The sequence below is a fragment of the Burkholderia sp. Ac-20349 genome, from assembly GCF_017104865.1.
Lineage (GTDB): Bacteria > Pseudomonadota > Gammaproteobacteria > Burkholderiales > Burkholderiaceae > Burkholderia > Burkholderia aenigmatica.
Genome location: NZ_JAAGPM010000093.1, coordinates 20,104 through 31,283 on the forward strand (window position 1 = coordinate 20,104; position 11,180 = coordinate 31,283).

Below are 11,180 nucleotides of genomic sequence, written 5' to 3' on the forward strand. Positions count from 1 at the left end.
CAGCTGGAGAAAGACCGTGTTTACCTGCCGAAACCAGAGCTGCGGCACGCAGTGGGAGCAGTCCGACGTCGTCATCAAGGACGAAGGCCAGGGGCTGCTGTTCCGCTGCCCGCTGTGCGGCGCGCGCAACTACCTCGAACGCTTCGAAGACGACGAAGGCAAGGTCGTCTACGAGCAGATGGAAGGCCGCCCTTACCTCGGAGACCTGGAATGACCCAGCCGACCGCCACGCCGTTCAGCGCGCTGTCGTTGACGCCCGCCACGCTCGCCAACCTCGCGCAGCTCGGCTATGTCGACATGACGCCGATCCAGGCCGCGAGCCTGCCGATCGCGCTGGCCGGCCAGGACCTGATCGCGCAGGCGAAGACGGGCAGCGGCAAGACCGCCGCGTTCTCGCTCGCGCTGCTGGCGCGCCTCGACGCACGCCGCTTCGACGTGCAGGCGATGATCCTGTGCCCGACGCGCGAACTCGCCGACCAGGTCACGCAGGAAGTGCGCCGCCTCGCGCGCGCCGAGGAAAACGTGAAGGTGCTGACGCTGTGCGGCGGCACGCCGATGCGCCCGCAGACGCAGAGCCTCGAGCACGGCGCGCATATCGTCGTCGGCACGCCGGGCCGCATCATGGATCACCTCGATCGCGGCAACCTGAAGCTCGACGCGCTGAATACGCTGGTGCTCGACGAAGCCGACCGGATGCTCGACATGGGCTTCTTCGACGACATCGCGAAAGTCGCGCGGATGTGCCCGACCACGCGCCAGACGCTGCTGTTCTCGGCGACCTACCCGGACGGCATCGCGAAGCTGAGCCAGCAGTTCCTGCGCAACCCGAAGGAAGTGAAACTCGCGGAGCGCCACGACGACAGCAAGATCCGCCAGCGCTTCTATGAAGTGACGGAAGACGAGCGGCTGCATGCCGTGGGCCAGCTGCTGAACCACTACCGGCCGGTGAGCACGATCGCGTTCTGCAACACCAAGCAGCAGTGCCGCGACCTGCTCGACGTGCTGCACGCGCAGGGCTTCCACGCGCTCGCGCTGCACGGCGAGCTCGACCAGCGCGAGCGCGACCAGGTGCTGATCCAGTTCGCGAACCGCAGCTGCTCGGTGCTGGTGGCAACCGACGTCGCCGCGCGCGGGCTCGACATCGCGCAGCTCGAAGCAGTGATCAACGTCGACGTGACGCCCGACCCCGAAGTGCACGTGCACCGCATCGGCCGCACCGGCCGCGCGGATCAGGACGGCTGGGCGCTGAGCCTCGCGAGCATGGACGAGATGGGCCGCGTCGGCGGGATCGAGCAGGCGCAGAAGCGCGAGGTCGAATGGCATCCGCTCGCGGAGCTGACGCCGACCGGCACCGACACGCTGCTGCCGCCGATGGAAACGCTGCAGATCCTCGGCGGGCGCAAGGACAAGATCCGCCCGGGCGACGTGCTCGGCGCGCTGACCGGCGACGCCGGGTTCGACGGCAAGCAGATCGGCAAGATCAACGTGACCGAGTTCTCGACCTATGTCGCGCTCGAGCGCGGCGTGGCGCACGACGCGCTGCGCAAGCTCAATGCGGGGAAGATCAAGGGCAAGCGGGTCAAGGTCCGGTTGATGGACGAAGAGTAATACCGAAGCGCGCCGCGACCCTCACGCGGCGCGCTCGCCCAGCATCGCCAGGTACTGCTGTACCGCCCCCCATTCCCCGCCGATCCGGCTCAGCGCGACGAGTTCGGAGCCCGGCACGCTGCCGGCGAGTGTCCGGTACACGATGTTCGGCGCCGCGATCCGGCTCAGCGGCGACGGCACCAGCGCCACGCCGAGCCCAGCCCCCGTCAACGCCAGCACCGACAGCGTGCTGCTCACCTTGTGTGCGATGCGCGGCGTCTTGCCGAGCACCCGCCGCAGGATCGCGAGCTGCCCTTCGTCGTCACCGTCCGCCGCGTAGAAAATGAACGGCTCGTCCGCGAGCGCCGCGACACTCACCGTGCGCCGCTTCGCCAGCGCGTGCCGGTCGCTCATCATCACGTCCCACGCCCAGCTGCCGACCGTCCGCACGGCCAGCTTCGGATCGAACGCCGTGCCGAAAGCCGGGCAATAGCCGATGTCGAGCCGGCCCGCGAGGATCGCGTCCTGCTGCGCGGCCGGCGCCATCTCGTGCAGGTCGAGCGTCACTTCCGGCCACGCCGCATGAAACGCAATCAGGTCGTCGGACAGCCGCCCCGTCGCGACCGCATTGCCGACGAAGCCGATCCGCACCACGCCCGTCTCGCCGCGTGCCGCGCGCTGCACCAGCGTCTTCGCGCGCTCGGCCTGCTCGAGCGTGTGTCGCGCCTCGGTCACCAGCAGCCTGCCGGCGTCCGTCAGCGCCACCTTGCGCGTGCTGCGCTCGAACAGCGCGGTACCGAGTTCCTCCTCGAGCGCACGAATCTGCATGCTCAGCGCGGGCTGCACGATATGCAGCCGCTCCGCCGCACGGCCGAAATGCCCCTCTTCGGCAACCGCGAGAAAGTAACGCAAATGGCGAAGGTCCATACGGTCGATTCATCACTAAAAACAATCAATCCTGAAATTTAATCTATTGGATTGAAAAATCAACCACGCGCATCCTGACGGTCAGACGTTGCACCGCAGCGCACTTCCACAGGAGCCGAATCATGTCCGACCGCAACCGTATCGATGTCCACCAACACGTCGTCCCGCCGTTCTGGGCCGATGCGCTGCCCGCCCACGGCGGCGACCCGTCCGGCTGGGGCAGCCCCGCCTGGAGCCCGGAAAACGCGATCGCGTTCATGGATTCGCTGGAAATCCAGACCGGCGTGCTGTCGCTGACGGCGCCCGGCGTCCAGGGCTGGAACGGTCAGGCCAAGCGCGACATGGCGCGCCAGGTCAACGAATACGTGGCCGGCCTCGTCGCACAACGGCCGACCCGCTTCGGCAACTTCGCGACGCTGCCGCTGCCCGACGTCGACGGCACGCTCGCCGAAATCGGCCACGCGTTCGACACGCTGAAAGCCGACGGCGTCGTGCTGCTCAGCAACTACGGCGGCGTCTATCTGGGCGATCCGGCCTTCGAATCCGTCTGGGCAGAACTCGACCGCCGCCACGCGGTCGTGTTCATCCACCCGGCGAAGCCCGCGATCGACGCGGTACCCGGGATGCCCGGCCCGCTGCTCGACTATCCGTTCGATACGACGCGCACGGCCGTCCAGCTCGTGCTGAACGGCGTGATCGCGCGGCATCCGAACGTGCGCATCATCCTGTCGCACGCGGGCGGCTTCCTGCCGTACACCGCGTACCGCTTTGCCGAACTCGCGCCGGGCGTGCGCAACGACGTGCCGAATCGTGACGGGCTGCTCGACCTGCTGCGCACGTTCTACTTCGATACCGCGCTGTCGTCGCCGTCCGCACTGCCGAGCCTCACCGCGTTCGCGCAACCCGATCGCGTGCTGTACGGCAGCGACTTCCCGTACGCGCCGCCGGCCGTCAGCACGTCGTTCACCCACGCGCAGGATGCGTATGCGGCGCTCGGCGCCGACCGGCACGCCGCGATCAACCATGCGAACGCATTGCCGCTGTTCCCGCGTCTCGCGGCGCTCGCGCGGTAACGCACGACGCCGTGTCGCGTGACGCCCCGGCCCCGCCACGGCGGCGTCACGCGCGCAACCGGCGCCGCGCCGTCAGGTCAGAACGGAATGACGGCCTTCGCCCACACGGCCTCCCCGGCCGGCCGGTTGCGCACGAAGAACTCCTTCACGACGCGCGCTTCCACGCTGATCTTGCTGAACTGGTAGCGAAACCCCGGCCCGATCGCGAACGTCTGGCCGCGAAAGCCGTCGCCCGCGACCGGCTGCCCGTTCTGCATGTCGTCCGTGGTCTGCTTGACGAAGTAGCCCGACAAGCCGACCCGCGCCTTCGGCGTGACCGCATAGCTCGCCGAATAGTCGACGTGAAACAGGTTCCCCGAGTGATAGTGAGTGTCGTTGTTCGGCGAGTTGAAGCTGTACGTGATCTTCGCGGACACCTCGACCTTGTCGTTCGGCAGCCACGACACGCCGAACACCGGCCGCGCGGTGTAGTAGTTCTTGCCGGTGTTCAGCGCTGAATGCGCGTCGTACTGTCCGGTCGGAAACACGAATTCGATCGCCGCGACCGTGCGCAGCGCGCCCGAACCCCACGCGATCAACGCGGGGCTGACGATCAGGTCGCCGAGGTTGGTGCGGTCGAACGACGCGCCGCCTGCATCCAGCGCCAGATGCTGCATCGGCAGCACCGCATACGCGCCGTAACGCCCGCCGAGCACCGACAGGTTCGACATCCAGACCACGCGCGGAATCAGCACGTCGGCATCGAGCTTGAAGCCCGGCACCGAACCGTTGCCGTGCGAATCGTTGAAGCGCGACGCGTGGTAATGCGTGTAGTACAGCAGCGCATACAGTCCGGCCGGCGGCAGTGCGCCGGCAAAAAACGCCTCGGCGCCCTCGCCGATCGTGTCGCCGCCGCCCTCCGTCGCCCATGCGCCCGTGCTCAATGCGAGGCCCGCGCATGCGGCGAGCGAACACAACCCGAATGCAGACTTCCGTTTCATCGATGTCTCCAATATTCGTTCTACTGAATTGATTTTTTATAGAGGTGCTGTCATGAGCACCCGCGTTGCCGCCGCTCGCGCCGATGCTCGCGACGCGGCGGCAACCCGTCCTGCCAATGGACTACGCGCTGAAATGGTCGATGACGAGCTGGTTGAAGCGCGCGGCGTGCTCGATCTGCGTCCAGTGCCCGCACCGGCCGAACACGTGGAGCTGGGCATTCGGCAATAGATCGAGCAGCTTCAGCGAACTGTCGAGCGGAATCACGCGGTCCTCGCGGCCGTGCACGATCAGTGTGTCGTGCGTCAGCGCGCGCAGCTTCGCTTCATCGCTTGCGAGCGCATCGACCCAGCGCTGGCGCGGCGCGGGAAACATGTTCGCGAACGCCTCCTGGTAGCCGGGCCGCACGCTCGCGTCGTAGCGCAGCTTCGCGAGTTCGTCGTTCACGAGCGTGCGATCGAACGCGAAGACGTCCAGCAACGCGCGCATGTTCGCGATCGACGGCGTATAGCCCCACACCGCATCGAGCCCTTCGGTCAGCGTGAAGCGCGTCCCGGCCGCGCCCATCAGGACGAGCCGGCCGACCCGCTCGGGCGCCCGGATCGCGAGTGCCAGCGCGAGCGCGCCGCCGAACGAATTGCCGACCACGTGCGCGCGCTCGATGTCGAGCGCGTCGAGCAGGCCGAGCGCGTGATCGACCCAGTGGTCCATCGAATAGCGGTATCCGGCCGGACGCTCGGTTTCGCCGAATCCCGCCATGTCCGGCGCGATCACGCGAAACTGCCGCGCGAGTGCGGGCATCGTGAGCCGCCAGTTCGCATAGGCGGTCACGCCTGGCCCCGAGCCGTGGATCAGCAGCACGGGCGGCCCGTCGCCGCTGTCGTGATAGTTCGTGTCGATGCCGCCGGCGACGATCCGGCGGCCGAGTTCAGGATTGGATGACATGACGCTCCTTCAGTCGATTCATGGGGACGTGGCGTGTTACCGCCCGCGCTGTTTCGCGCTCTGCCCGCCGATCCCGAAATGCGCCTTCGGCATCTCGGTGATGATCACGCGCACCGATTCGACCGGCGCGTCGAGCGAGCGATGAATGGCCTGCGTGACCTCGGCGATCAGGCGTTCCTTCTTGTCGTCGTCGCGGCCTTCGAGGATGTAGAGATGAGCAACCGGCACGATGGCCTCCTGTTGGGTCGTGTTTCGTTCAGATGAAACGCAGGCCGATCGAGCCGATGTCCTGCACGCGCAGCGTCACGCTGTCGCCGGCTTCGACGGCCACCGCCTCGGTGATGCCGCCGGACAGGATCAGGCTGCCCGCGGGAATCGATTCGCCGCGCGCGCCCAGGTGGTTCGCGAGCATCGCGACCGCGGCGGCCGGATGCCCGAGCACCGCCGCGCCGGCGCCGAACGCCACCGGCGAGCCGTTCTTCTCGAGCACGACGCCGAGCGTGCGCAGGTCGACGCCCTCCACCGCGAGCGGCCGCCCGCCCGCGACGAAGCGCGCGGCCGACGTGTTGTCGGCCACCACGCTCTTCAGGTCGAACTTGAAGTCGCGGTAGCGGCTGTCGATCACCTCGATGCCGGCGATGACGAAATCGGTCGCGGCGAGCACCGCACCGATATGGCAGCCCGGCCCTTTCAGCTCGGCCTTGGTCACGAACGCGATCTCGGGCTCCACCTTCGGATGGATCAGTGCCGACGTGTCGCACTCGCCGCCGTCGGGCAGGTCGTAGAGGTCCGTGAGGAAGCCGAACACGGGCGTGTCGACGCCCATCTGGCGCATCTTCGCGTGCGACGTCAGGCCGGCCTTGTAGCCGACGATCCGCGCGCCGCGCCCGAGTTGCCGGCCGCGGATGGCGTCCTGCACCGCGTAGGCATCGTCCCAGTCCATCTCGGGATGGCGGTCGGTGATCTTCGGCGTGTCGCGCGCGTCGCGCATGCAGCCATCGAGATGCGCGGCGAGCGATTCGACGATATCGGTAGTCAGATTCATGCGGCCTCCTGCCTGGCTTGCGCCGCGCGCGCCTTCGCGAGCGTCAGCGCGGTGTCCTCGATCATGTCCTCCTGCCCGCCGACCATCCCGCGCCGGCCGAGCTCGACGAGGATGTCGCGTGCCGGGATCCCGTACTTGTCGCCCGCGCGCTTCGCGAACAGCAGGAACGAGCCGTACACGCCCGCATAGCCGAGCGTCAGCGCGTCGCGGTCGAGCCGGATCGGGAAGTCCATCATCGGCACGACGAGATCCTCCGCGACGTCCTGGATCTTCCACACGTCGACGCCGGTCTCGATGCCCATCCGCTCGCACACGGCGACGAACACTTCGAGCGGCGTATTGCCGGCGCCCGCGCCGAGCCCGGCCGCCGCGCCGTCGATCCGGTTCGCGCCGGCCTCGATCGCGGCGATCGAGTTCGCGACGCCCATCGCGAGGTTGTGATGGCCATGAAAGCCGAGCTCCGTATCCGGCTGCAGCGCGGCGCGCACCGCGCCGAGGCGCGCCTTCACGTCGTCGGGCAGCATGTAGCCGGCGGAATCGGTGATGTAGATGCAGTTCGCGCCGTACGACTCCATCAGCTTCGCCTGCTTCACGAGCCCTTCCGGGCTGTTCATGTGGCTCATCATCAGGAAGCCGACGGTATCCATGTCGAGCTTGCGCGCCATCGCGATGTGCTGCTCGGAGACATCGGCCTCGGTGCAGTGCGTCGCGACGCGGATCGTATGCACGCCGAGCGCGTGCGCCTCCTTCAGGTGGTCGACGGTGCCGATGCCCGGCAGCAGCAGCGCCGATACCTTCGCGCGCTTGAGCAGCGGGATCACCGCGCCGAGGTATTCGGCGTCGGTGTGCGCGGGAAAGCCGTAGTTGACCGACGAGCCGCCGAGCCCGTCGCCGTGCGTGACCTCGATCAGCGGCACGCCGGCCGCGTCGAGCCCGGTTGCCACCGCGCGCATCTGGTCGAGCGTCATCTGGTGACGCTTCGGGTGCATGCCGTCACGCAGCGTCATGTCGTGGACGGTGATTCGCTTGCCTTTGAGATTCATTGCCGTTTCCTTGTTCGTCCGGTCGTGGGATGCGCGCGTCAGGCGGCCTGCGCGGTCGGCTGGAGCGCGAGGCGGCCGGCCAGCAGCTCCTCGGCGAACATCTCGGCGGTGCGCGCGGCGGCGGCCGTCATGATGTCGAGGTTGCCCGCGTATTTCGGCAGGTAGTCGCCGAGGCCTTCGACTTCGAGGTAGATCGACACGCGGTTGCCGTCGAACACCGGCCCGTTGACGAGCCGGTAGCCGGGTACGTAGCGCTGCACGTCGGCGATCATCGCGTGTACCGATTCGACGATGCGTGCCTCGTCGGGTGCGGTATCGGTCAGGCAATGCACGGTGTCGCGCATGATCAGCGGCGGGTCGGCCGGGTTGATCACGATGATCGCCTTGCCTTCCTTCGCGCCGCCGACCTGCGCGACCGCCGCCGCCGTCGTGCGCGTGAATTCGTCGATGTTCTTGCGCGTACCGGGGCCGACCGAGCGCGACGACACGGTCGCGACGATCTCGCCGTAGGCGACCGGCTGCACGCGGGACACCGCGCGCACCATCGGGATCGTCGCCTGGCCGCCGCACGTGACCATGTTCACGTTCATCTCGCCGGAGCCGATGTGGTCCATCAGGTTGACGGGCGGCACGCAGTACGGGCCGATCGCGGCCGGCGTCAGGTCGATCATCAGCACGCCGAGCGCGTTGAGCTTGCGGCTGTTCTCCGCATGTACGTAGGCGCTCGTCGCGTCGAACGCGATCTGCACACCGTCGGCCTGCACGTGCGGCAGCAGGCCGTCGACGCCGTCGGCGGTCGTCTTCAGCCCAAGTTCGCGCGCGCGCTTCAGGCCGTCGGATTCGGGATCGATGCCGACCATCCAGACGGGTTCGAGCACAGGACTGCGCATGAGTTTGGCGAGCAGGTCGGTGCCGATGTTGCCGGGGCCGATCAGCGCGCAGCGGATCTTTCGGGTCATGGGGAATTCCTCGTTTGCCAGTAAAGGGGAACGGCGCCGCTCACGCGAACCGCACCGAACATGCGCCGATCCCGCCGATCGACACGCGGAAGTTGTCGCCGGGCCCGGCCGGCGCCATCGCGGCGAGCGCGCCGGACAGGATCACTTCGCCCGCTTTCAGCGGAATGCCGAGCCGGCCGAGCGTGTTGGCGAGCCACGCGATTGCGTTGACCGGCGAGCCGAGCGCGGCCGCGCCGGCGCCGGTGCCGATCACGTCGCCGTTCTTCTCGAGCACCATCCCGCAGGTCGCGAGATCGACGCTGCGCGTGCTCACCGCCTGGTCGCCGAGCACGAACACGCCGCACGACGCGTTGTCGGCCACGGTGTCGCCGATCCGGATCTTCCAGTCACGAATCCGTGAATCGACGATCTCGAAGCACGGCATCACGCATTCGGTCGCGGCCAGCACCATCGCGTTCGTCACGCCGGGCCCGAGCAGGTCGCGCTTCAGCACGAACGCGATCTCGCCTTCGGCCTTCGGCTGGATCAGCGTGTCGAGCGCGATGCACGCGCCGTCGCCGTAAACCATCCCCGACAGCAGGTAGCCGAAATCGGGCTGGTACACGCCGAGCATGTCCATCACGGCTTTCGACGTGACGCCGATCTTCTTGCCGATCACGGTTTCCCCGGCGTCCAGGCGGCGCTGCACGAAGCGCTGCTGGATCCGGTACGCGTCGTCGACCGACAGGTCCTCGTGCTGCGACGTCAGTGGCGCGATGGGCGTGCGAGAGGTCATCGCGTCGTACAGCCGGTCGCCCAGCGTGGTAATCAACGTGGAGTCCATAAGAGTCTTCCGATCAGTAACGGGTGGGTCAGAGCTTGATGCAGACGTTGCGCAGTTCCGTGTAGAACTCAAGCGAATGCACGCCGCCTTCGCGGCCGATGCCCGATTGCTTCGCGCCGCCGAACGCGGTGCGCAGGTCGCGCAGGAACCACGAATTGACCCACGCGATGCCGACGTCGATCGACGCGGCGACACGATGCGCACGGGACAGGTTGGTGGTCCAGATCGCGGTCGACAGCCCGTACGCGTTCGCATTCGCACGGCCGATCACCTCGGCTTCCGAATCGAACGGCATCACGAGCGTGCACGGCCCGAAGATCTCGTCGCGCGCGATCGGCGAATCGTCGCCGAGGCCCGTCCAGATCGTCGGCTGCACCCACGCGCCGTCGCGCAGGTCGTCCGGCATGTCGGGCACGCCGCCGCCCGTCACGACCGTCGCGCCGAGTTCGGCCGCCTGGCGGTAGTACGACAGCACCTTGTCGCGGTGCTCCTGGCTGATCAGCGGGCCGATGCCGGTGCTCTCCGCTTCCGGGCGGCCCGGCCGCAGCCGTTCGGCGCCGGCCTTCAGCGCGGCGACGAAGCGCTCGAACAACGGACGCTCGACATACACGCGCTCGGTGCCGAGACACACCTGCCCCGCGTTCGCGAAGCACGAGCGCAGCGTGCCCTCGACGGCCGCGTCGAAATCGCAGTCGGCGAACACGATCGCCGCGTTCTTGCCGCCCATCTCGAGGCTGACGGGCCGCGCGCCGTCGGCCGCCGCCTTCATGATCGCCGCGCCGGTGCGCGTCTCGCCGGTGAACGTGATCGCGTTCACGCCCGGGTGGGTCGTCAGGAATTCGCCGGCCGAACCGGGCCCGAAGCCATGCACGACGTTGTAGACGCCGCGCGGCACGCCCGCCGCGTTCATCACTTCGCCGAGCAGCGCGGCCGTCTGCGGCGTTTCCTCCGACGGCTTCACGACCACCGTGTTGCCGCACGCGAGCGCGGGGCCGACCTTCCACGTCATCAGCAGCAGCGGCAGGTTCCACGGGCAGATCACGCCGACCACGCCGACCGGACGGCGGATCGCATAGTTGAGCGCGCCCGCGCCGTCCGGCGTCGCCATTTCGAAGGTTTCGCCCGGCACGTTCTTCACGACGTCGGCGAACACCTTGAAGTTCGCCGCGCCGCGCGGGATGTCGATATGGCTCGCGAGGCTGACCGGCTTGCCGGTGTCGGCCACTTCGGCTTCGAGGAAGTCGTCGAAGCGGCGCGTGATGCCGTCGGCCACCGCATACAGGATCTCGACGCGCTGCGCGACGGTCAGGCCGCCCCACGGCCCCGACAGCGCCGCGCGCGCCGCCTGCACGGCCGCGTCGACATCCGCGCGGCTCGCTTCGGCCACGCGGGCGATCACGGCGTTGTCGAGCGGCGAGCGCTTGTCGAACCAGCGATCGCCCGCGCGATAGTCGCCGTCGATGAAGTTGCGGACGCGCCGCGGTTCCGGCTGCCCGCCGGCGGGGCCGCGTGTCGCGGCGAGAGGTTCCGTGTCGTACATGATGTGGTTGCCGATAGTCGTGAATCCGTGATCCGGTGCGGTCGCGAAGGACGTTCGTGAAGAACGTCCGCGCGCCGCATGCCGTGTTTCGTCTGTCGCCCGTCACCCGCCGCCGAAGCCGGCCGCGTCGAGCCCCGCGCGCGCTGTGCCGAATGACAACACGGCGACGAAACATCGTTCGATCATCCGGCGACTCAAGAACGACGGCGAAACGCGCCGTTGCTCACCGCCAACATCGGCGCCAGATTTTTCTTGACCGG

Annotated in this window: 12 protein-coding genes; 3 read left to right on the plus strand and 9 right to left on the minus strand. The window is 68.1% G+C overall.

Going from position 1 to position 11,180, the window contains the following annotated elements; translation table 11 throughout:
• The first annotated feature begins 16 nt into the window (after positions 1-16).
• Both G3N61_RS26090 and dbpA read left to right on the plus strand, forming a co-directional pair.
• Complete coding sequence (locus G3N61_RS26090) at positions 17-214, plus strand: hypothetical protein (RefSeq protein WP_039344264.1); 198 nt, start codon at positions 17-19, stop codon at positions 212-214.
• On the plus strand, positions 211-1,608 hold the full coding sequence (dbpA, locus tag G3N61_RS26095) for an ATP-dependent RNA helicase DbpA (protein ID WP_011356542.1): 1,398 nt from the start codon (positions 211-213) through the stop codon (positions 1,606-1,608). Before G3N61_RS26090 ends, dbpA begins: the two co-directional genes overlap by 4 nt.
• A 21-nt stretch (positions 1,609-1,629) precedes the next feature.
• On the opposite strand, the gene G3N61_RS26100 is transcribed toward dbpA, so the two are convergent.
• A complete protein-coding gene (locus tag G3N61_RS26100) occupies positions 1,630-2,514 on the minus strand; it encodes a LysR substrate-binding domain-containing protein (RefSeq protein WP_043178937.1) in 885 nt (294 codons plus the stop codon).
• A gap of 122 nt (positions 2,515-2,636) precedes the next feature.
• Here G3N61_RS26100 and hndA point away from each other — a divergent pair, with 122 nt between their 5' ends.
• Positions 2,637-3,587 (plus strand): 2-hydroxy-1-naphthoic acid nonoxidative decarboxylase, encoded by a 951-nt coding sequence (gene hndA, locus G3N61_RS26105; RefSeq protein WP_205823930.1) that lies wholly within the window; start codon positions 2,637-2,639, stop codon positions 3,585-3,587.
• 77 nt (positions 3,588-3,664) lie between these two features.
• Here the strand turns inward: hndA and G3N61_RS26110 are convergent, their stop codons facing one another.
• The 8 genes from G3N61_RS26110 to G3N61_RS26145 form a co-directional block, all read right to left on the minus strand.
• Entirely contained in the window at positions 3,665-4,567 is a 903-nt protein-coding gene (locus tag G3N61_RS26110; protein WP_205823931.1) for a transporter, read from the minus strand.
• Between the two features lie 121 nt (positions 4,568-4,688).
• Positions 4,689-5,510, minus strand: coding sequence for an alpha/beta fold hydrolase (locus G3N61_RS26115; RefSeq protein ID WP_205823932.1), 822 nt, complete (start codon positions 5,508-5,510; stop codon positions 4,689-4,691).
• Positions 5,511-5,546: 36 nt separating this feature from the next.
• Positions 5,547-5,738 carry a 2-hydroxymuconate tautomerase gene (locus G3N61_RS26120; protein ID WP_043178943.1) on the minus strand — a complete coding sequence of 64 codons (192 nt, stop codon included), beginning with the start codon at positions 5,736-5,738 and terminating at the stop codon, positions 5,547-5,549.
• Positions 5,739-5,766: 28 nt separating this feature from the next.
• Positions 5,767-6,555 (minus strand): 2-oxo-3-hexenedioate decarboxylase, encoded by a 789-nt coding sequence (gene dmpH, locus G3N61_RS26125; protein WP_205823933.1) that lies wholly within the window; start codon positions 6,553-6,555, stop codon positions 5,767-5,769.
• A complete protein-coding gene (gene dmpG, locus G3N61_RS26130) occupies positions 6,552-7,598 on the minus strand; it encodes a 4-hydroxy-2-oxovalerate aldolase (RefSeq protein WP_089453922.1) in 1,047 nt (348 codons plus the stop codon). The genes dmpH and dmpG overlap by 4 nt, the downstream gene beginning before the upstream one ends.
• A gap of 38 nt (positions 7,599-7,636) precedes the next feature.
• Entirely contained in the window at positions 7,637-8,557 is a 921-nt protein-coding gene (locus G3N61_RS26135; RefSeq protein ID WP_205823934.1) for an acetaldehyde dehydrogenase (acetylating), read from the minus strand.
• Positions 8,558-8,597: 40 nt separating this feature from the next.
• Positions 8,598-9,380 carry a 2-oxopent-4-enoate hydratase gene (dmpE, locus tag G3N61_RS26140; RefSeq protein WP_205823935.1) on the minus strand — a complete coding sequence of 261 codons (783 nt, stop codon included), beginning with the start codon at positions 9,378-9,380 and terminating at the stop codon, positions 8,598-8,600.
• 28 nt (positions 9,381-9,408) lie between these two features.
• Entirely contained in the window at positions 9,409-10,920 is a 1,512-nt protein-coding gene (locus tag G3N61_RS26145) for a 2-hydroxymuconic semialdehyde dehydrogenase (RefSeq protein WP_205823936.1), read from the minus strand.
• Between the last annotated feature and the right edge of the window lie 260 nt (positions 10,921-11,180).